20 protein-coding genes are annotated in these 21821 nt (G+C 53.1%); 3 read left to right on the top strand and 17 right to left on the bottom strand.

Going from position 1 to position 21821, the window contains the following annotated elements; all coding sequences use genetic code 11:
- Nucleotides 1-47: 47 nt before the first annotated feature.
- Nucleotides 48-92 (bottom strand): hypothetical protein, encoded by a 45-nt coding sequence (locus tag BEG40_RS21910; RefSeq protein ID WP_176241868.1) that lies wholly within the window; start codon nt 90-92, stop codon nt 48-50.
- Between the two features lie 24 nt (nt 93-116).
- Between BEG40_RS21910 and coaE the strand changes: the two genes are divergently transcribed.
- Genes coaE through yacG form a run of 3 tightly spaced genes read left to right on the top strand, consistent with a single transcriptional unit; the run spans nt 117 to nt 1687 of the window.
- The gene (gene coaE, locus BEG40_RS09470; RefSeq protein WP_105285297.1) at nt 117-737 is read left to right on the top strand and encodes a dephospho-CoA kinase; all 621 of its coding nucleotides are present in this window, start codon (nt 117-119) and stop codon (nt 735-737) included.
- A complete protein-coding gene (gene zapD / locus BEG40_RS09465) occupies nt 737-1480 on the top strand; it encodes a cell division protein ZapD (RefSeq protein ID WP_105285296.1) in 744 nt (247 codons plus the stop codon). Before coaE ends, zapD begins: the two co-directional genes overlap by 1 nt.
- Nucleotides 1481-1489: 9 nt before the next feature.
- Nucleotides 1490-1687 carry a DNA gyrase inhibitor YacG gene (gene yacG / locus BEG40_RS09460; protein ID WP_105285295.1) on the top strand — a complete coding sequence of 66 codons (198 nt, stop codon included), beginning with the start codon at nt 1490-1492 and terminating at the stop codon, nt 1685-1687.
- 98 nt (nt 1688-1785) lie between these two features.
- Here the strand turns inward: yacG and mutT are convergent, their stop codons facing one another.
- From mutT to ftsI, 16 genes are all read right to left on the bottom strand, one after another.
- A complete protein-coding gene (gene mutT, locus BEG40_RS09455) occupies nt 1786-2175 on the bottom strand; it encodes an 8-oxo-dGTP diphosphatase MutT (protein WP_000736052.1) in 390 nt (129 codons plus the stop codon).
- Nucleotides 2176-2234: 59 nt separating this feature from the next.
- Complete coding sequence (gene secA / locus BEG40_RS09450) at nt 2235-4940, bottom strand: preprotein translocase subunit SecA (protein WP_000905811.1); 2706 nt, start codon at nt 4938-4940, stop codon at nt 2235-2237.
- Nucleotides 4941-5001: 61 nt separating this feature from the next.
- Nucleotides 5002-5514: a secA translation cis-regulator SecM gene (gene secM, locus BEG40_RS09445; protein ID WP_000014328.1), complete on the bottom strand. Its 513-nt coding sequence runs from the start codon at nt 5512-5514 to the stop codon at nt 5002-5004.
- Between the two features lie 230 nt (nt 5515-5744).
- Complete coding sequence (gene lpxC, locus BEG40_RS09440; protein WP_000595482.1) at nt 5745-6662, bottom strand: UDP-3-O-acyl-N-acetylglucosamine deacetylase; 918 nt, start codon at nt 6660-6662, stop codon at nt 5745-5747.
- A gap of 100 nt (nt 6663-6762) precedes the next feature.
- Nucleotides 6763-7914 (bottom strand): cell division protein FtsZ, encoded by a 1152-nt coding sequence (gene ftsZ, locus BEG40_RS09435; protein ID WP_105285294.1) that lies wholly within the window; start codon nt 7912-7914, stop codon nt 6763-6765.
- A 60-nt stretch (nt 7915-7974) separates the two neighbouring features.
- Entirely contained in the window at nt 7975-9237 is a 1263-nt protein-coding gene (gene ftsA, locus BEG40_RS09430; RefSeq protein WP_000588474.1) for a cell division protein FtsA, read from the bottom strand.
- Entirely contained in the window at nt 9234-10064 is an 831-nt protein-coding gene (ftsQ, locus tag BEG40_RS09425; RefSeq protein WP_000075731.1) for a cell division protein FtsQ, read from the bottom strand. The genes ftsA and ftsQ overlap by 4 nt, the downstream gene beginning before the upstream one ends.
- 1 nt (nt 10065) lies before the next feature.
- Nucleotides 10066-10986: a D-alanine--D-alanine ligase gene (gene ddlB / locus BEG40_RS09420; RefSeq protein WP_000130076.1), complete on the bottom strand. Its 921-nt coding sequence runs from the start codon at nt 10984-10986 to the stop codon at nt 10066-10068.
- Nucleotides 10979-12454, bottom strand: a complete 1476-nt coding sequence (murC, locus tag BEG40_RS09415; protein WP_001096083.1) for a UDP-N-acetylmuramate--L-alanine ligase — start codon at nt 12452-12454, stop codon at nt 10979-10981. The genes ddlB and murC overlap by 8 nt, the downstream gene beginning before the upstream one ends.
- Nucleotides 12455-12507: 53 nt before the next feature.
- Nucleotides 12508-13575 (bottom strand): undecaprenyldiphospho-muramoylpentapeptide beta-N-acetylglucosaminyltransferase, encoded by a 1068-nt coding sequence (murG, locus tag BEG40_RS09410; protein ID WP_105285293.1) that lies wholly within the window; start codon nt 13573-13575, stop codon nt 12508-12510.
- Nucleotides 13572-14816 carry a cell division protein FtsW gene (gene ftsW / locus BEG40_RS09405; RefSeq protein WP_010345404.1) on the bottom strand — a complete coding sequence of 415 codons (1245 nt, stop codon included), beginning with the start codon at nt 14814-14816 and terminating at the stop codon, nt 13572-13574. Before ftsW ends, murG begins: the two co-directional genes overlap by 4 nt.
- Nucleotides 14816-16132: a UDP-N-acetylmuramoyl-L-alanine--D-glutamate ligase gene (gene murD / locus BEG40_RS09400; protein ID WP_000796425.1), complete on the bottom strand. Its 1317-nt coding sequence runs from the start codon at nt 16130-16132 to the stop codon at nt 14816-14818. The genes ftsW and murD overlap by 1 nt, the downstream gene beginning before the upstream one ends.
- A gap of 2 nt (nt 16133-16134) precedes the next feature.
- Nucleotides 16135-17217 carry a phospho-N-acetylmuramoyl-pentapeptide-transferase gene (gene mraY, locus BEG40_RS09395; RefSeq protein ID WP_000964122.1) on the bottom strand — a complete coding sequence of 361 codons (1083 nt, stop codon included), beginning with the start codon at nt 17215-17217 and terminating at the stop codon, nt 16135-16137.
- Nucleotides 17211-18569: a UDP-N-acetylmuramoyl-tripeptide--D-alanyl-D-alanine ligase gene (murF, locus tag BEG40_RS09390; protein ID WP_105285292.1), complete on the bottom strand. Its 1359-nt coding sequence runs from the start codon at nt 18567-18569 to the stop codon at nt 17211-17213. The genes mraY and murF overlap by 7 nt, the downstream gene beginning before the upstream one ends.
- Nucleotides 18566-20053, bottom strand: a complete 1488-nt coding sequence (gene murE, locus BEG40_RS09385; RefSeq protein ID WP_105285291.1) for a UDP-N-acetylmuramoyl-L-alanyl-D-glutamate--2,6-diaminopimelate ligase — start codon at nt 20051-20053, stop codon at nt 18566-18568. The genes murF and murE overlap by 4 nt, the downstream gene beginning before the upstream one ends.
- The gene (gene ftsI, locus BEG40_RS09380) at nt 20040-21806 is read right to left on the bottom strand and encodes a peptidoglycan glycosyltransferase FtsI (RefSeq protein ID WP_000642204.1); all 1767 of its coding nucleotides are present in this window, start codon (nt 21804-21806) and stop codon (nt 20040-20042) included. Before ftsI ends, murE begins: the two co-directional genes overlap by 14 nt.
- Between the last annotated feature and the right edge of the window lie 15 nt (nt 21807-21821).

Here is a 21821-nt window from a genome sequence, read left to right as displayed (position 1 = left end):
GCTACAATCCCATAAATTTACCTGGTAAATAATGAGCGAACGTTCCATCAATTTCGCTTTTGTACGCTCATTTTTAACGTTTTGATAATCATGATGAATTCCCGGGAATATAAATTATGAGGTATATAGTTGCCTTAACGGGAGGCATTGGCAGTGGCAAGAGTACCGTTGCAAATGCGTTTGCAGACCTCGGAATTAACGTCATTGATGCCGATATTATTGCGCGTCAGGTGGTTGAACCAGGTGCACCTGCGCTACGTGCCATTGCTGAACACTTTGGTGCTGACATGATTGCTGCTGATGGCTCATTGCAGCGCCGGGTCTTGCGCGAGCGGATCTTCGCCAACCCGGAAGAGAAAAACTGGCTTAACTCCCTGCTGCATCCGCTGATTCAGCAGGAGACGCAAGGTCAGATCCAGCAGGCAACTTCCCCCTATATACTGTGGGTTGTGCCATTGCTGGTAGAAAACTCACTGTATAAAAAAGCGAATCGTGTGCTGGTGGTGGATGTCAGCCCAGAAACGCAACTTAAGCGTACCATGCAGCGCGATGATGTTACTCGCGACCATGTCGAACAAATTCTTGCTGCCCAGGCAACGCGCGAAGCCCGTCTTGCCGTGGCAGATGACGTCATTGATAATAACGGCGCACCGGATGCTATTGCATCGGATGTTGCCCGCCTGCACGCACACTATTTGCAGCTTGCGTCGCAGTTTGTCTCACAGGAAAAACCGTAATGCAGACCCAGGTCCTTTTTGAACATCCACTAAATGAAAAAATGCGTACATGGCTGCGCATTGAGTTTTTAATTCAACAACTCACCGTAAATTTACCCATTGTTGACTACGCTGGCGCTCTGCATTTCTTCCGTAATGTCAGTGAATTGCTGGATGTTTTCGAGCGCGGAGAAGTGCGCACTGAGCTATTGAAAGAGCTTGACCGCCAGCAACGTAAACTTCAAACCTGGATTGGCGTGCCAGGCGTTGATCAGAGCCGTATTGAAGCATTAATTCAGCAGTTAAAAGCAGCGGGTAGCGTGTTGATTTCTGCGCCGCGTATCGGGCAATTTCTGCGTGAAGACAGGTTGATTGCCTTAGTGCGTCAGCGTCTGAGCATACCTGGCGGCTGTTGTAGCTTTGATTTGCCCACTTTGCATATTTGGCTACATTTACCCCAGTCACAGCGTGACAGCCAGGTAGCAACCTGGATTGCCAGCCTGAACCCGCTCACCCAGGCACTTACCATGGTGCTGGATCTGATTCGCCAGTCGGCTCCTTTTCGTAAACAAACCAGCCTGAACGGTTTTTATCAGGATAATGGCGAAGACGCTGATCTGCTGCGGCTGAATCTGGCGCTTGATTCACAGCTTTATCCGCAAATTTCCGGTCATAAAAGCCGTTTTGCGATTCGTTTTATGCCGCTGGACAGTGAAAATGGTCTGGTGCCAGAGCGCCTGGATTTTGAACTGGCTTGCTGCTAAGGAGTTACGATGTCAGAAACTATTACGGTGAATTGCCCAACCTGCGGGAAAACTGTGATGTGGGGTGAAATCAGCCCGTTTCGGCCATTTTGTTGCAAACGTTGTCAGTTGATCGACCTCGGAGAATGGGCTGCTGAAGAAAAACGAATCCCCAGCAGCGGCGATCTTTCTGAGAGTGATGACTGGAGCGAAGAGCCAAAGCAGTAACATTTTGTCTGATGCCGCACGTAGGCCTGATAAGACGCGCCAGCGTCGCATCAGGCATCTTGTGCAAATGTCGGATGCGGCGTGACGCCTTATCCGACCTACAGACGCTTAAGCTTCGCAATTACCGGTTCATTGGCTGGAGGAAAATCATCGGCATTAAGACCGACTAGCGACATCCACTCACCGGGTTGCCCTTCTTTACCCCACGGCTCCCCTTCCCAACCTTCGACCAGCCAGAACCACAGAGTGATATGCCTGTCCGGGAATTCATATTCCAGTTTTTCAAATAGCGAAAAATGTTGTGGGGTAATCCCGACTTCTTCCTGAAGTTCACGCACCACCGCTTGTTCCGGTGTTTCGCCCATTTCAATTTTACCGCCAGGAAACTCCAGCTTATTCGCCATGTGCGCATCTGCGGCACGACGAGTAATAAAAATTTCGTTGTTTTTATTGCGAATGATACCCACCGCAATTTGCAGCTTTTTCATTGTCTTAAACCTATAAAAAAGGCGCAGAATCCTGCGCCTTTTATGTCAACTGTTAGCTTTTATTGCAGGCGACCATGGCACTGCTTATATTTTTTACCAGAACCGCACGGGCAAGGATCGTTACGTCCTACTTTGCGCTCGCCAGTTTGCGCCGCCAGCGCAGCTGCGGCTGCAGAGTCGTCATCCTGATGGCTAAGCTGCTGCATTTGCGCTAAACGCTCGGCTTCCATACGACGCTGTTGTTCCAGCTCTTCAACTTCTTCCGGCATACGCACCTGGACTTTGCTCAGCGTGCTGATAACTTCATATTTCAGCGATTCCAGCATCGCTGCAAACATGGAGAACGATTCACGTTTGTATTCCTGCTTCGGATCTTTCTGCGCATAGCCACGCAGGTGGATACCCTGACGCAGATAATCCATCGCCGCCAAGTGCTCTTTCCACAGGGAGTCGAGCGTTTGCAACATCACGCCTTTCTCGAAGTGACGCATCATCTCAGCGCCAACCACTTCTTCTTTACGCTGATACACTTCAATGGATTGCGTCAGAATACGTTCACGCAGCGTCTCTTCATGCAGTTCAGGCTCTTTGTCCAGCCACTCGGCAATCGGCAAATCGAGGTCGAAATCGTTTTTCAGACGTTCCTGCAGACCCGGAATATCCCACATTTCTTCCAGTGACTGTGGCGGAATGTAAGCATCGATGGTCGCTTTGAACACATCTTCACGAATGCTGTTGATGGTTTCGCTCACATCGCTGACATCCAGCAGTTCGTTACGCTGGGAGTAAATGGCGCGACGCTGGTCGTTAGCCACGTCATCATATTCCAGCAGTTGCTTACGAATATCGAAGTTACGGCTTTCAACTTTACGCTGGGCGTTAGCAATCGCTTTGGTCACCCACGGGTGCTCAATGGCTTCGCCTGGTTTCATCCCGAGTTTACGCATCATGCCGGAAACGCGATCAGAGGCGAAAATACGCATCAGCGCATCTTCCATCGACAGGTAGAAACGGGAAGAACCGGCATCCCCCTGACGACCAGAACGACCGCGCAGCTGGTTATCGATACGACGAGATTCGTGACGTTCGGTGCCGATGATATGCAGACCACCTGCCGCCAGTACTGCGTCGTGACGCACCTGCCAGTCGGCTTTGATTTTTTCAATTTGCTCTGCGGTCGGGTTTTCCAGCGCGGCAACTTCTGCCTGCCAGCTACCACCGAGCACAATGTCAGTACCTCGACCCGCCATGTTGGTCGCGATAGTCACCGCAGCCGGATAACCTGCCTGAGCAACAATCGCCGCCTCGTTGGCGTGGAATTTGGCGTTCAGGACGTTATGTTTGATACCGGCTTTAGTCAGCTCGTTTGACACCAGCTCCGATTTTTCAATGGAAATAGTCCCCACCAGCACCGGCTGGCCTTTCGCGGTACGTTCTTTGATATCTTCGATAATTGCCTGAATTTTTTCTGCTTCGGTCATGTAGACCAGGTCTGGCAGATCTTTACGAATCATCGGACGGTTAGTCGGAACGACTACGGTATCCAGCTTGTAAATTGAGCTGAATTCGAATGCTTCGGTATCAGCAGTACCGGTCATCCCCGCCAGTTTTTCATACAGGCGGAAGTAGTTCTGGAAGGTGATAGAAGCCAGCGTCTGGTTTTCGTTCTGGATCTGCACACCTTCTTTGGCTTCAACAGCCTGGTGCAGACCATCGGACCAGCGACGCCCCTGCATGGTACGACCGGTGTGTTCGTCAACGATGATAACTTCGCCATCTTTAACGATGTAATCGACGTCGCGGGTAAACAGTGCATGAGCGCGCAGCGCCGCCGTTACGTGGTGCATCAGCATGATGTTGGCCGGAGAGTACAGTGACTCACCTTCCGCCATGATGCCTTCTTTCACCAGCAGTTCTTCAATCAGTACCAAACCACGTTCGGTCAGGTTCACCTGGCGAGATTTTTCATCAACCGAGAAGTGGCCTTCGCCCTGGAAGGTTTCGGAGTCTTCTTTTTCCTGACGGATCAGGTGCGGAATGATTTTGTTCACTCGCTTATACATTTCCGAGCTGTCTTCAGCCGGGCCGGAAATGATCAGCGGCGTACGTGCTTCATCGATCAGGATGGAGTCCACTTCGTCCACCAGCGCATAGTGCAGTTTACGCTGTACACGTTCTTCAGGGCTGAATGCCATGTTGTCGCGCAGGTAGTCGAAGCCGTATTCGTTGTTCGTACCGTAAGTGATGTCAGCCGCATAGGCTTCACGCTTTGCCGGCGCAGGCATTCCCGGCAGGTTGACGCCGACAGTCAGGCCGAGGAATTCAAACAGCGGACGGTTGTTTTCAGCATCACGTTGCGCCAGATAGTCGTTGACGGTAACAACGTGCACACCTTTACCGGTTAATGCGTTCAGGTAAGCAGGCAGCGTTGCGGTCAGGGTTTTACCTTCACCAGTACGCATTTCTGCGATGCAACGCTCATTAAGAACCATACCGCCGAGCAACTGTACATCGAAGTGACGCATACCAAAGACGCGCTTACTTGCTTCACGCACGACTGCGAAGGCTTCCGGGATCAGATTTTCCAGCACTTCGCCTTTTTCCAGGCGCGCGCGAAACTCTGCGGTTTTTCCCTTCAACTCTTCGTCGGAGAGTTTTTCCATCTCCGGTTCCATGGCATTGATGACATTGACGACTTTGCGCATCCGGCGCAGGGTACGATCGTTACGACTACCGAAAACTTTAGTTAATAATTTGATTAGCATAATAAAATCTCAAACGCCCCGCGTTGCGGAGTTAATAAAATGAAGTAAAGGTTTATTGTTGTTAGCTGAAGCGTTGAGGACCTGCACGGATGCCTTGCGCCAGGCTTATCCAGACGGGCGTGCTGAATGTTGTTTGCGGGGTAAAATGCGCATAATCAATGCGATAATCATTTTCAGACGGCGTGCCTTCCTGAGTCAGCAGCGCGCTGAGCGTATCCAGTAAAGCAAGATGTTGCGCCTGAAGAGGCAGAGATTCTTCGGCAACAGGCAGCGTTTGCGGCGCCATTGCAAAGGAAAGATGACGGATTACCGTGCGAATTGCGTGCTGATGCCAGTAATCAACGGAATAGTTTGAGTTCGGGCGGCGCGTGTTCGCTTCCAGCAAAGCCAACTGACTAAAGTTAACTTTGGCGGAAGGCTCGTGGTTGCGAGTTGTCGCTTTTGCGGGCGCGTTCGGCTCGGCGGCATTGCTGAGCGCAGGCAAACCTAAACTCGCCGCGACCATCCCTAATAAGAGATGCGGCCAGAAGTAGCGTTTACCAAACTGTCGCCAGCGCGTCAGTATTCCACTCACGTTATTGCCATCCCGATCGTATTCAAACGTATTTAGCGCACAAATCTTATCATTAAAGCCCGAAGTCCACAGCAGGAATGAAGATGAGTTGTGCGTAAAAGTGCTTAAGAAAACAGCGTTCGCACCGTTTCTTATCGCTCTTATAAAATTCAAAAAAAAACGACTGGTTCACCTGGCCGGAGAGAGTGCCAGATTTGCCAGTCGAATTTTATACGACAGTATAAATGTCGTTATGCCAGTACTGCTGAAGGCGCTTTGAAGGCCAACGGCAGTTCTGCGTCGTCCTGGAAGGTCACATATTCCCAGGCTTCCTGTTTTGCCAGGACAGCCTGCAACAATTTGTTATTCAGTGCATGACCGGATTTATAAGCGGTAAATGCACCAATAATGTTGTGACCGCACATGAACAAGTCACCGATCGCGTCGAGCATTTTGTGACGCACAAATTCGTCTTCAAAACGCAGACCGTCCTCGTTCAGTACGCGATAATCGTCAACAACGATGGCACAATCGAAACTGCCGCCCAGGCACAAACCACGAGACTGCAGGTATTCGATATCACGCATGAAACCGAACGTACGCGCACGGCTGATCTGGCGCATAAATGCATCAGCAGAGAAGTTCATCGCATAACGTTGATTGCTGGAATCGATAGCCGGATGGTTGAAATCGATGGTGAAATCCAGCGAAAAACCATTGTACGGCTTAAATTCAGCCCACTTATCGCCATCTTCGACACGAACAGTCTCTTTGATGCGAACAAATTTCTTGGCGCAGTTCAGCTCGTCGATACCAGCATCAAGCAGCAGGTAAACAAACGGAGCGGCACTACCGTCCATGATCGGGATTTCCGGTGCGTTAACTTCGATAACGATGTTATCGATGCCTAAGCCCGCGAGCGCAGCATTCAGGTGCTCAACGGTTGAAATCCGTACATCATGCTCGTTGACCAGACACGTACAGAGCATGGTATCACGCACAGATTTGGCATCGGCCGGAAAATCTACCGGTGGATTCAAGTCGGTGCGACGATAGATGACCCCGGTGTTGGCCGGCGCAGGGCGTAACGTCAGAGTGACTTTCTTGCCGGTATGTAAACCGACACCCGTCGCCTGAACGATACGTTTAAGTGTCCTTTGTTTGATCATCGTATTATCTCGCCAAATTACCTATCCAACCGAAGTGTACTATACATTCGGCAGGCCAGTTTAGCACAAAGAGCCTGGTAACCCAAATTCCAGCTTAATCTTAGTCAGCTTGCTTACGCAGGAAAGCAGGGATATCCAGATAATCCGGCTCTTTCGCGGTTTGCGGCGTATTGTCGTTCACCACTTTAGCTACCGGTTTCTGCTCTTGCGTCAGCGGTGCCATACCATGCTGCTGGTAACGCTCCATCACTGGCTGCTGAACTTGTTTATTGGTCACCAGAGTGATTTCAGGACGTTTGTCCATGCCGATACCTGTTGCAACCACGGTTACACGCAGTTCGTCGTTCATATCCGGGTCAAGAGAAGTACCGATAACCACAGTTGCGTTATCCGAAGCAAATGCACGGATGGTGTTACCTACGGTTTCGAACTCATCCAGACGCAGGTCGAAGCCCGCCGTGATGTTAACCAGCACGCCGCGCGCACCAGACAGGTCGATGTCTTCCAGCAGCGGAGAAGAGATAGCCATTTCAGCCGCCTCTTCCGCACGATCTTCACCGCTCGCCACGCCAGAACCCATCATTGCGTAGCCCATTTCAGACATCACGGTACGTACGTCTGCAAAGTCCACGTTCATCAGACCCGGACGAGTAATCAGTTCGGCGATACCCTGAACTGCGCCTTTCAGCACATCGTTCGCGGCGCCAAACGCATCAAGCAGGGAGATACCGCGCCCCAGCACTTTCAGCAGTTTGTCGTTCGGGATGGTGATCAATGAGTCCACATGCTTGGACAATTCAGTGATCCCCTGCTCCGCGAAGGCCATACGCTTCTTGCCTTCAAAGTTGAAAGGCTTAGTCACGACAGCAACGGTCAGGATACCCAAATCTTTTGCCACTTCAGCAACGACCGGCGCAGCACCTGTACCAGTACCACCACCCATACCTGCTGCAATAAATACCATGTCTGCACCTTCCAGCGCCGCACGCAGTGCATCGCGATCCTCATCAGCCGCATTACGGCCAACTTCTGGATTAGCGCCAGCTCCCAGTCCTTTGGTGATACCACTACCGATCTGAATCGTCTGCCCAACCGCCGTTTTACGCAGCGCCTGTGCATCGGTATTTACCGCGAAAAATTCAACACCTTCAATGCGCTCACGCACCATGTGCTCAACAGCATTACCGCCGCCGCCGCCGACGCCGATGACTTTAATCACCGCGTCGTTGGTAAGTTCCATTGGTTCAAACATAGTTTCTCTCCGATATGTGCCTGTCGCCTGAGGCCGTAATCACCGTCGACCTCATAAAAATTAAAACTCTTTTCGCAGCCAACTATTGAGTCGCTTGATCCACGAGCCAACTGATGCTGTAACACGTTTTTCTACTTCCGCTTCACCGTTAAGATGTGACTCTTTCCCGTAGTGAAGCAATCCCACAGCCGTCGAGTAATACGGCTCCTGAGCATAATCAGTTAAACCGGTGATATTCAGCGGCGCGCCAATACGCACCTGCGTATGAAACACGCGCTGAGCGCAGGCGGCAAGTCCTTCGATCTGCGCCGCGCCACCGGTTAATACAATGCCCGCCGCCAGGTGATGTTTCACGCCTTGTTGGCGAAGCTTTTCCTGCAGCTGCAATATCTCTTCGTTGACCAGGTTGAGCAACTCGGTATACCGTGGCTCAATCACCTCCGCCAGCGTCTGACGTTGCAGACTACGCGGTGGTCGCCCACCTACGCTCGGCACTTCCACGCTCTCATCTTTACCGACGATGGAACCCAACGCGCAGCCATGGCGAACTTTAATCGCTTCGGCGTCGCTTGGCGGCGTGCCAAAGGCATAGGCAATGTCGCTGGTCACCACATTGCCAGCATAAGGAATTACCTTGGTGTGGCGCAATGCCCCACCGGTATAAACGGCGATATCCATTGTACCACCACCGATATCGACGACGCAGACTCCCAATTCACGTTCGTCTTCCGTCAATACCGAATAACTTGATGCCAGTCCGGCAAATATCAGTTGGTCAACTTTCAGCCCACAACGTTCAACCGCTTTGACGATGTTTTTCGCCATATCGTTGTGACATGTGATCAGGTGCACTTTTGCCTGCATTCGCACGCCCGAAAGTCCTACCGGATTTTTGATCCCTTCCTGATAGTCAATGGCATACTCTTGCGGGATCACATGCAGCACACGATGCTCATCACGCACACGCACCGATTTCGCAGTATGGACGACGTTTTCCACATCTTCTTGCGTCACTTCTTCTTCAGAAATGGGCACCATACCAATTTCATTCTGGCAGCTGATGTGCTTACCAGAAAGCGCCAGATATACCGAAGAGATCTGGCAATCAGCCATCAATTCTGCCTGGTCAATAGCGCGTTGTACGCATTTGACCACAGATTCGAGGTCGTTAACCCCGCCTTTATCCATACCACGTGACGGGCAGCTGCCCACACCAATGATATTGACCATACCGTCGGGCAGAACTTCCCCTACTAAAGCGGCAACCTTCGCGGTGCCGATCTCCAGTCCTACTACCAGTTTTCTGTCCGTCGCCTTGATCATTGTTGTTCTGCCTGTGCCTGATTTTGTTGCTGAGTAGATTCCTCCGGCGGCAAGGGCGCCCAGCCAACTGCCGCTCCAGAGTCATAACGCAAATCAACGTAGCTAATCCGTTTGCCATCGGTTTGCGCCTGCTGCTGTAAAACCGGATAAAGTTCTACAAAGCGAGCCAAACGTTTCATCGTATCGCCCCGGCCAAGGTTGAGCTTAATATCGTTATTCAGCGTCAACTGCCAGGAACGCCGCGCGGTCATTGCCGCTTCCTTCAGAGTAAATCTGTCCTTTGCCAGCATTTGCCCCATTTCGCGATAACCCTGCAGCACTTCATTGGCGCTGCCTTCCGGGCCATACAACATCGGGAGCACCTGCTTGCTGGTGCGATCTGGCGGCACGCTGAAGGTGTTTCCTTCGGCGTCTACCATATGTTGATCATTCCACCGCGCAATCGGCACATATTCAACCAGATGAATCTTCAATTCATCAGGCCACTGCTTTCTGACGCTCACCTGCTTAATCCACGGCAGGCGTTGTTCAATTTGCGTCTGGATGATGTTGACATCCTGAGTCATAAAAGTACCCGGCTCACCCAATGCCAGGATCGACTGCCGGATATCGTCATTACGCGTGTAATGGCGTTCACCGGTCAACACCAGCTTTGAGAGCGGCAGGCGTTGCGCATCTTCCATCCAGCCCAACACGACCCAGCCGCTCACCAACACAGTCGTTAAAACCGTCAGCAGGAAAAGTATCCCCGCCAGACGCGTTCCATTATTGCGGTGAGAAGAAATTTCTTCTTCACTGTTTCGCGTGTTCAGAGCAGCCTGCGACATATTAGTCCGCCAGTTCCAGAATTCGTACTACCAACTGCGAGAAGCTTAAGCCTGCCTGACGTGCCGCCATCGGCACCAGACTGTGGCTGGTCATACCCGGAGAGGTATTGGCTTCCAGCAGATAAAACTGTCCATCGCTGTCCAGCATGACGTCAATACGCCCCCATCCTTTACAACCTAAAGTCGTCCATGCTTTCAGCACTAATGCCTGCAAATTGGCCTCTTGTGCCGCTTCTAAACCTGCGGGGCAGAAATACTGTGTCTCATCAGAGAGATACTTCGCCTCATAATCATAGAAGGTTCCGGCGGGTTGAATACGTATTGACGGTAAAATTTCTTCACCGAGTATCGCAACCGTGAACTCCGGCCCACTTAACCATTTTTCAATCAATACTTCTTCATCGTGCTGAAATGCCAATCTTAATGCATCTTGTAGAGCATTTTCTGCTACTACTTTTGACATTCCCACGCTGGAACCTTCGCGGCTCGGCTTAACGATTAATGGTAAACCCAGGGCAGAAATTTCGGCTAACTGCTTATCGTTAAGGCCTTTTTCAAACTCTGCGCGGGTTAACGCCACCCACGGAGCGACCGGTAAACCGGCACCTTGCCACAGCAGTTTGCTGCGTAGTTTATCCATTGAAAGCGCAGATGCCATCACTCCGCTGCCGGTATAAGGCAGTCCCATCAGCTCAAGCATCCCCTGCAATGTGCCGTCTTCACCGCCGCGCCCGTGCAGAGCGATAAATACTTTCTGAAATCCCATCGATTTCAGTTGCGTCACGTCAACTTCTTTAGGGTCAACAGGATGTGCATCGACGCCGCCTTCGCGCAGCCCGGCTAACACAGCAGCGCCAGAATTCAGAGAAACTTCCCGCTCTGCGGAGGTCCCACCCAACAGAACCGCGATTTTATCAGTCATGTTGTTCTTCCTCCGGAGTTTGCGGCTTCAGTTTGATTTCAGCTAAAGAACGGGCAATTTTTCCAATATTACCCGCACCCTGCACGAGAATCAGGTCGTTACCGGTTAATACTGGTGCTAACATCTCGGCTACCTGCGCCGGATCTGGCACCAGAATAGGATCAATTTTCCCACGTCCACGAATCGTGCGGCACAGTGAACGGCTATCCGCTCCCGGAATCGGTGCTTCACCTGCCGGATAAACTTCCAGCATCAACAGGGTATCAACCTGAGTCAGTACATTGGCGAAATCGTCATACAGGTCGCGAGTACGGGTAAAACGGTGCGGCTGAAACAGCATTACCAGGTTTTTATCCGGCCAGCCTGCACGTGCCGCCTTTATGGTGGCATCCACTTCGGTCGGATGGTGACCGTAGTCATCAACCAGCATTGCTGTACCGCTTTTACCGTTGACCGGCTCCAGCGGGAATTCACCGAGGAAATCGAAGCGACGACCGGTTCCCTGGAAGCTCTCCAGCGCACGTAGAATAGCATCGTCGTCAATCCCCTCTTCCGTAGCAACCGCAACCGCAGCCGCCGCGTTCAGCGCATTATGACGACCAGGCGCGTTCAGGGTAACGCGCATCGGCTCTTTGTCCTGGCGCAGCAGCGTAAAATGCCCCTGCGGGCCAATCTGCTGATAATCTTCTACACGCACATCGGCATCTTCGCTGAAGCCGTAAGTCGTGGTCTGACGCCCCACGCGCGGTAACAATTCGCGGATCACCGGATCGTCAACACACATTACCGCACGACCGTAAAACGGTAGGTTGTGCAGAAAATTAATAAAGGTCTGTTTTAAATTCTCAAAGTCGCCCTGGTAGGTATCCATATGGTCGGCTTCGATATTGGTGACAATCGCCACCATGGGTTGCAGATGCAGGAACGATGCATCGCTCTCATCTGCTTCGGCAATCAGGTAGCGGCCATGCCCTAAACGCGCATGAACGCCAGCCGCTTTTACCAGCCCACCGTTAACGAAAGTTGGATCGAGACCCGCTTCCGCATAGATACTGGAAACCATCGCGGTGGTTGTCGTTTTGCCATGCGTTCCGGCAATGGCGATGCCATGACGAAAACGCATTAACTCAGCCAGCATTTCCGCGCGACGGATCACCGGAATACGCGCTTCATGAGCGGCAACAATCTCAGGGTTATCGGCAGAAATTGCACTGGAAACAACGACCACGCTGGCGTCGCGCACGTTTTCCGGGCGATGGTTGAAGTAAATAGTCGCTCCCAGGTTCATTAACTGCTGCGTGACCGGATTTGGCGCTAAATCTGAACCACTGATCTGATACCCTTCATTGGCCAGAACTTCGGCAATACCGCCCATACCGGCACCACCGATGCCGACAAAGTGAATGTGCCGAACGCGACGCATTTCGGGCACGATGTAACGCAGTTTTGCCAATTGTTGTGTATTCATTCTTTACGCCATTAACTTCTCAAATTCATGCGATGCAAAAGGCATCGCCACAATTACGGCCGGGCAGCCCGGCTCACTTCATTTGCCACTCGCTCGGTGGCATCCGGTATGGATGCAGCACGGGCGCGTTCTGCCATGGTTAATAAGGTTTCTCGCGACCACCCGGCCAGGGTGTTGGCGACAGCATCCACGGTAAGCTGTGGCTGCTCGATAATTTTGGCTGCGCCCGCTTTTTCCAGCGGTAACGCATTCCAGTATTGCTGGCGGTCTTTATGCTGAAACGGCACAAACAATGCTGGTAACCCCGCCGCAGCGATTTCACTCACCGTCAACGCACCGGAGCGGCAAACGACGACATCCGCCCACGCATACGCCGCTGCCATATCATCAATAAATTCCGTCACTTTATGCTGCGGTTGCCCCGCTTCGGCATACGCCTGTTCAACGGATTGTTGCGAACCTTTGCCACTCTGATGCCAGATAGTGACTGAATCGCCCAGCTTTGCTGCAACCAGCGGCATTGTCTGGTTAAGAATGCGTGCGCCCTGAGAACCACCCACTACCAACACACGAACCGGACCTTCACGTCCAGCCAGACGTTGCTGCGGCAACGGCAGCGCCAGCACATCGGTACGAACAGGATTACCCACCACTTCCGCATTAGGGAAAGCGCCTGGAAACGCCTGCATCACTTTGGTCGCAATCTTCGCCAGCCATTTATTGGTTAAGCCCGCAATACCGTTTTGTTCATGAAGTACGACCGGAATACCTAACGACCACGCTGCCAGACCTCCTGGGCCTGAAACGTAGCCGCCCATACCGAGCACCACGTCAGGTTTATACGCTTTCATAATCGCCCGCGCCTGACGCCAGGCGTTAAAGATACGCAACGGAGCTGCGAGTAACGCTTTAATACCCTTGCCGCGCAAACCAGAGATACGAATAAAGTCGATCTCGATACCGTGCTTCGGCACTAAGTCCGCTTCCATACGATCGGCAGTACCCAGCCAGCGAACTTGCCACCCCTGGGTCATTAAATGATGCGCAACCGCAAGCCCCGGGAACACATGTCCGCCAGTACCGCCTGCCATCACCATTAATCGCTTCCCTTGACCACTCATCGTGAACCTCGTACAAACGCCTGCGCTTTCTCCAGACGCGTTTCATAATCAATACGCAACAGCATCATGATGGCTGTCGACATAATCAGTAAGCTCGAACCACCGTAACTGATGAGCGGCAATGTCAAACCTTTGGTCGGTAACATCCCCGCCGCAGCGCCGACGTTAACCAGCGCCTGGAAACTAAACCAGATGCCAATTGAACAGGCGAGAAAACCGGAAAAACGATGGTCAATTTCTAACGCTTTACGACCAATCGACATCGCGCGAAAAGCGACGAAGAATACCATTAAAAGCGCCAGCACCACACCGATATACCCCAGTTCTTCGCCGATAATGGCGAAAATAAAGTCAGTGTGCGCTTCCGGCAGATACTCCAGTTTTTGTACCGAGTTACCTAAACCTTGTCCCCACAGTTCGCCGCGACCAAACGCCATCAGCGATTGCGTCAGCTGATAGCCGCTGCCGAAGGGATCTTCCCACGGGTTCCAGAATGCGGTAACACGACGAATACGGTACGGTTCGGCGAGGATCAGCAACACAACCGCTGAAATCCCCATGCCAATAATGGCGATGAACTGCCACAATTTCGCCCCAGCCAGGAACAGCATCGCCAGCGTAGTCACAAACAACACCACCACCGTACCAAGGTCAGGCTGTGCCAGCAGCAACACGGCCAACACCAGAATCACGCCCATCGGTTTCAGGAAGCCGCGCAGGTTGTTACGCACTTCATCGCCTTTGCGCACCAGATAGTTGGCGATATAGCAAAACAGCGACAGCTTGGTCAGTTCGGCTGGCTGGATACGCAGCAAGCCAAGATCGATCCAACGCGATGCCCCTTTAACCGAGCTACCCACCACCAGCACGATCATCAACAGGATGATTGATCCGAGCAGCATCGTAGCACTGTAGCGTTGCCAGAACTCCATCGGCAGACGCAGCGTAATGATCGCCAGAATGAACGCCAGGATCAGATAGACGCCATCACGCTTCGCGAAGAAGAACGGATCGTTGGTTAAGCGTTGCCCTATGGGCATTGACGCCGAGGTCACCATGATAAAGCCAATCGCCGCGAGGCCGAAGGTCAGCCACAGCAAGGTGCGATCGTACATGATCAGGCTGTCGGTATCTTTTTCCCGCGAGCCCATCACCCAGCCCTTTAGCGCCGTGGAGATCCAGACCAAGATACTGAATCCTGGCAGGCGCGGCATTTTCAGGCGAGGGAGAGATAAACGCATCAACCTAACTCCTTCGCCAGACGGGCAAACTCATTGCCTCGTTGTTCAAAGTTCTTGAACTGATCAAGGCTGGCACATGCCGGGGAGAGCAGAACCATATCTCCCGGCTGAACACGCGGAGCCAGCAAGCGCATCGCCTGTTCCATAGTTTCGGTTTGCTCTGCCACTTCCGGGCGTAACGCCGCCAACTGTGCGCCATCACGACCGAAACAATACAGACGCACGTTATCGCCATTCAGATAGCGCGCCAGTGGGCTGAAGTCTGCCGATTTACCATCGCCGCCCAGCAACAAATGCAGCGTGCCGTCTACGTGCAGGCCATTCAGCGCCGCTTCGGTACTGCCGACGTTGGTCGCTTTCGAATCGTTAATCCAGCGCACACCGTTATGCTCCAGCACCACTTCAAAGCGATGCGGCAGACCGGTAAACGTGGTTAACGCTTTCAGGCTGCTGGCACGCGGTAAACCTGCGGCATCAGCCAGCGCCAGTGCTGCCAGCGCATTGGTGTAGTTATGCTGCCCGGAAAGTTTCATCTCTTTCACGTTCAACACTTTCTCGCCTTTCACCCGCAGCCAGGTTTCACCCTGCTGATGGTTCAGGTGATAGTCACCCATATTGACGCCGAAGCTGACGCAACGTTCATCCGCACCGCGAATCGGCATCGTTAAGGCATCATCGGCATTAACCACGCAAACTTTTGCGTTTTCGTAAATACGCAGTTTTGCCGCACGATACTGCTGTAAACCAAATGGATAGCGATCCATATGATCTTCAGTCACGTTCAGAATCGTCGCCGCCACCGCCTGTAAGCTGGATGTCGTTTCCAGCTGGAAGCTTGACAGTTCCAGCACGTACAGCTCGCACTCAGCATCCAGCAGCATCAATGCTGGCAGGCCAATGTTGCCACCCACGCCAACGTTAACGCCTGCTGCTTTCGCCATTTCCCCCACTAAGGTGGTGACAGTGCTTTTGCCGTTAGAACCGGTGATCGCCACGACAGGCGCTTGTGCTTCGCGGCAGAACAGTTCGATATCGCCAACAATTTCAATTCCCGCATCGGCAGCGGCGCTTAAGGAAGGATGCGCCAGCGCAATACCGGGGCTGGCGACAATCAGATCTGCCGCCATCAGCCATTCATCATTGAGACCGCCAGTATGACGCTCCACCGCTTCGGGTAATTTATCCAGGCCTGGCGGTGTCATACGCGTATCCATTACGCGCGGCGTCACGCCGCGAGCAAGGAAAAAGTCCACGCAAGAAAGCCCGGTGAGGCCCAGGCCGATAATGACGACATTTTTACCCAGGTAATCAGCCATGATTAACGTACCTTCAGCGTTGCCAGACCAATCAGGACCAGCATCAGCGAAATAATCCAGAAACGCACAATGACGCGCGGTTCCGGCCAGCCTTTCAGTTCATAGTGGTGATGAATCGGCGCCATGCGGAAAATACGTTGCCCGCGCAGTTTAAAGGAGCCGACTTGCAAAATAACCGACAGGGTTTCGACGACAAACACGCCGCCCATAATCACCAGCAGGAATTCCTGACGCAGCAGTACGGCGATAATGCCCAACGCGCCGCCTAACGCCAGCGAACCAACATCGCCCATAAAGACCTGTGCCGGATAGGTGTTAAACCACAGGAAGCCCAGCCCTGCTCCGACTATCGCGGTGCAGACAATGACCAGTTCCCCTGCGTGTCGCAGATACGGTATGTGTAAATAGCTGGCAAAGTTCATGTTGCCGGTCGCCCACGCCACCAGCGCAAAACCACCGGCGACAAATACGGTCGGCATAATCGCCAGGCCATCAAGACCATCGGTCAGGTTTACCGCGTTACCGGTGCCGACAATAACGAAGTAGGCCAGCAGGATGTAGAACAAACCTAACTGCGGCATCACATCTTTAAAGAACGGTACAACCAGTTGCGTTGCTGGCGTGTCTTTCCCGGCAAGATACAAAGCGAAAGCAACACCCAGCGCAATGACCGACATCCAGAAATACTTCCAACGTGCGATCAACCCTTTGGTGTCTTTACGCACGACTTTGCGATAGTCATCAACGAAGCCAATGATGCCGTAGCCGACCAGCACTACCAGTACGCACCAGACATACGGGTTAGACGGGTAAGCCCACAGCAGTACGGAGATCACAATCGCTGTCAGGATCATAATCCCGCCCATGGTCGGCGTACCGCGCTTGCTGAAGTGCGATTCCGGGCCATCGTTACGCACTACCTGACCAAAGGAGAGTTTTTGCAGATGAGCAATCATGCGCGGCCCCATCCACAATGAGATGAACAGCGCGGTCAGCAGGCTGACGATGGCGCGAAACGTCAGATAGGAAAAGACGTTAAAGCCGGAATAATATTTGACCAAATGTTCGGCCAGCCAAACTAACATGTCCCATTCTCCTGTAAAGCGCGTACTACCTCTTCCATGGCAGCACTACGTGAACCCTTAACTAAAATCGTAATTACCTGTTGCTCAGCAATCAGTGATTTAAGACGCGTAATTAACGCAGTTTTATCAGCAAAATGTTCGCCAACGTCGCTGGCGGTGCTGATAGCATGGCTTTGTTTACCCACGCTTAACACGCGGTCAATACCGGCAGCTTTTGCCGCTTCGCCCACCTGTACATGGCAGGCTTCGCTTTCAGCGCCCAGTTCCGCCATATCGCCAACGACCAGTACACGGTAGCCCGGCATCTCAGCCAGAACCTGAACAGCGGCGGTCATGGAGCCGACGTTAGCGTTGTAGGAGTCGTCGAGCAGCAACTGGTTTTCCGCCAGTTGGATGGGGAACAAACGGCCAGGAACAGCCTGTAGATTTGCCAGCCCTGCTTTGATGGCATCAAGCGTTGCGCCCACGGACATGGAGAGCGCCGCAGCAGCCAATGCATTCGCAATATTGTGACGCCCCGGCAGCGGCAGCAGGACATCGACGCTACCCGTTGGAGTTTGCAGAGTAAATTCAGTACCGTGCGAGGTCACATGAATATTGGTGGCGGTGAAATCGCTGTTGGCGGCATTGGGTGAGAAACGCCACACTTTGCGATTGCCAATCACGCTTTGCCAGTTCAACCAGTCGTTATTGTCGGCATTCATAATGGCGATACCGTTTTCCGGCAGGCCGGTAAAGATTTCGCCTTTCGCTTTTGCCACGCCCGCCAAAGAACCGAAGCCTTCCAGATGCGCCGCCGCCAGGTTGTTGACCAGCGCGGCTTCCGGGCGGGTCAGGCTTACTGTCCAGGCAATTTCGCCCTGATGGTTCGCACCAAGTTCAATGACTGCGTAGTCGTATTCTGGCGTTAAGCGCAGCAGCGTCATCGGCACGCCGATGTCATTGTTGAGGTTGCCAGCCGTATAAAGCGTCTTCCCGCACTGGCTTAAAATCGCCGCCGTCATCTCTTTCACAGAGGTTTTGCCGGAGGAACCGGTCAGAGCAACCACGCGCGCCGGAACTTGCTGGCGAACCCATGCAGCCAGTTCACCAAACGCCAGACGCGTATCCTTGACGATTAACTGTGGCAGCTCGATGTCCAGCGGACGGCTAACCAGCAGCGCGCCCGCGCCGCCAGCTTTCGCCTGGTCGGCAAAATCATGGGCATCGAAACGTTCGCCTTTCAGGGCAACAAACAGGCAGCCCGGCGTCAGTTTACGGGTGTCAGTCGTTACGGCATCAAGGGTGATATCTGCCCCTTGCAGTTCACCGTTGAGAATGTTCGCCAGTTGGCTAAGGGTTACGCTAATCATGCGATCACCCCCAGCAGACGCGCCACCGTGACACGATCGGAGTAGTCCAGACGCTGGTTGCCAACAATCTGGTAATCTTCATGGCCTTTGCCCGCGACCAGCACCACATCATTCTCTTTAGCCTGCATAACGGCGCAAGTCACCGCTTCAGCGCGGCCTTCCATCACTTTGGCATGTCCGGCGTCTAACATTCCCGCCAGAATATCGTTGATGATGGCGCGCGGTTCTTCGGTACGCGGGTTATCGTCCGTCACCACCGCCACGTCAGCAAACTCTTCGGCAATTGCGCCCATCAGTGGACGCTTGCCTTTATCACGATCGCCGCCGCAGCCGAAGACGCACCACAGCTTGCCCGCACAGTGCAGACGCGCCGCCTGTAAGGCTTTTTCCAGTGCATCCGGCGTATGCGCGTAATCCACCACCACCGTCGGTTTGCCTGGCGCAGTGAACACTTCCATACGTCCGCAAACCGGTTGCAGACGTGCGGCGGTTTTTAGCAGATCGGCCAGCGGATAACCCAGCGCCAGCAGTGTCGCCAGCGCCAGCATCAGGTTGCTGACGTTAAAAGCGCCCATCAGGCGACTTTCTATTTCGCCATCGCCCCAGCTTGAGGTGAAGCGGATAGTCGCACCGCTGTCGTGATAGTTCACATCGGTCACTTTCAGCCAACGACAGTGACAGTTCGGATTGATATTGTCTTCCATCGACACCGCAACCGCGTCTGGTAGTTTTGCCAGCCAGCGGCGACCCACTTCATCATCAGCGTTAACAATCGCCTGACCGCAATGATGTTCAGAATAAAGCAACCATTTCGCGGCTTCGTAGTGTTCCATATCACCATGATAATCAAGGTGATCGCGGCTTAAGTTGGTAAAAACTGACGCCGCAAATTTCAATGCCGCCACACGGTGCTGTACCAGTCCGTGGGAGGAAACTTCCATCGCGCAAAAAGTCGCGCCCTGATCCACTAGCCCCGCCAGCTCATGCTGAACGTCAACTGCCGATCCGGTGGTATTTTCCGTCGGGATGACTTTCCCCAGCAGGCCGTTACCAACAGTGCCCATTACCGCGCTGGTTTCGCCAAGCAGTTGGCTCCACTGCGCCAGAAGCTGGGTAGTCGTGGTTTTGCCGTTGGTGCCCGTTACGCCCACGAGACGTAAATTGTCAGAGGGTTCATGGTAAAAGCGGCCCGCCAGTGCAGATAAACGCTCATTGAGCTGGCTGAGATAGATGACCGGTACGCCGTGCATTTCACGGATTTCACCGTCGGTCGCCTCATCTTTCGCCTCTGCAATAATGGCAGCCACACCTTGCGCTATCGCCTGCGGGATATATCGACGCCCGTCCGCCTGATGACCTACTACAGCTACAAAGAGATCGCCCGCCGCAGCCACACGGCTGTCGAGTGTCATCTCTCGCAGTGCTCGCGAAGGTGCGTCTGGCACCCACGGAGCAAGAAGGTCGCGCAAATTACGATCTGCCACCTGTCCCCTCGCCTTGATTAATCACAAATTCATTTTTATCACCCGTTGTCAGCGCATCCGGCTCGATGTTCATGGTGCGCAATACGCCGCCCATGATGGCACCAAAGACCGGCGCGGAAACGGCGCCGCCGTAGTATTTACCCGCCTGCGGATCGTTGATAACAACAACCAGCGCGAAGCGCGGCTGACTCGCAGGCGCAACGCCTGCGGTATAAGCAATATATTTATTGATGTAGCGACCGTCCGGCCCGACCTTTTTCGCAGTACCGGTTTTAATAGCGATACGATAGCCTTTAATCGCCGCCTTCACGCCGCCGCCGCCCGGTAGCGCCACGCTTTCCATCATATGCACCACGGTGCGGACAATGGATTCCGGGAAGACTCGTTCACCGGGAACCGGGGGGTCAACTTTGGTAATCGACAGCGGGCGATAAATGCCGTAGCTGCCGATAGTTGCGTAGACTCGCGCTAACTGTAACGGTGTTACCATTAGCCCGTAGCCGAAAGAGAAGGTGGCCCTCTCTATGTCAGACCACCGTTGTTTTTGAGGATATAAGCCACTGCGTTCTCCGACCAACCCCAAATTGGTCGCTTTTCCCAGTCCAAAACGTGAGTAAGTATCTACTAACGCTGAGGACGGCATCGCTAACGCCAGCTTGGAAACACCGACGTTACTCGACTTCTGTAATACCCCGGTCAGGGTTAATTCGCTGTAGCGCGCCACGTCTTTGATTTCGTGGCCGTTAATTCGATAAGGAACGGTATTCAGTACTGAGTTTTCTCGCACCACGCCGCGCTGCAACGCGGTCATCACCACCATCGGCTTGACGGTTGAACCTGGTTCAAAGACGTCGGTGATGGTACGGTTACGCATCGCCTCTTTTGGCGTGCCACTCAGATTGTTGGGGTTATAAGACGGGCTGTTAGCCATCGCCAGCACTTCGCCAGTGTTGACATCCACCAGCACGGCACTACCGGATTCCGCCTTGTTAAAGGCCACCGCGTTGTTCAGTTCGCGATAAACCAGCGCCTGCAGGCGTTCATCAATACTCAGCGCAAGGTTGTGCGCCGCCTGGCTGTCGGTAGAAGAAATATCTTCAATTACGCGACCGTAGCGGTCTTTACGCACAATACGTTCACCAGGTTGCCCGGTAAGCCATTTATCGAAACTCTTCTCGACGCCCTCAATCCCCTGGCTATCGACGTTGGTAAAGCCGATGAGGTGAGCGGTCACTTCGCCGGACGGATAGTAACGGCGAGACTCTTCACGCAGATGAATCCCCGGCAGTTTCAGTTTTTTGATGTAGTCCGCCATGTCAGGGTTTACCTGACGCGCCAGATAAATAAAGCGTCCTTTCGGGTTGGCGTTAATGCGGGCTGAGAGCTGATCCAGTGGAATGTTAAGCGCGTTAGCCAGCGCCTTCCAGCGGTCACCGACGCTGATACCGCCAGCGTCATGCACTTCTTTTGGGTCAGCCCAGATCGCTTTTACCGGCACACTTACCGCTAATGGGCGACCAGAGCGGTCAGTAATCATGCCGCGTGAGGTGGATACTTGTTGAACGCGAAGAGAACGCATGTCGCCCTCTTTCACCAACATATCCGGGGAGATAACCTGTAACCACGCTACGCGCCCGAGCAGAAAAGCCAGCGCCAGTAAAATACAGCCGCATAACAACGCAAAACGCCAACTGATAAAGTTGGCATGTTCTTCCTGACGTTTTGGTTTCTGCGTTTTCGCCGCTGCTTTCATGCGTCGCGTTTATCC

The sequence above is a fragment of the Escherichia sp. MOD1-EC5495 genome (genome assembly GCF_002965965.1).
GTDB lineage: Bacteria > Pseudomonadota > Gammaproteobacteria > Enterobacterales > Enterobacteriaceae > Escherichia > Escherichia ruysiae.
The sequence above is the reverse complement of the archived record's forward strand: the minus strand, read 5'-3'. Positions and strand labels throughout refer to the sequence as shown.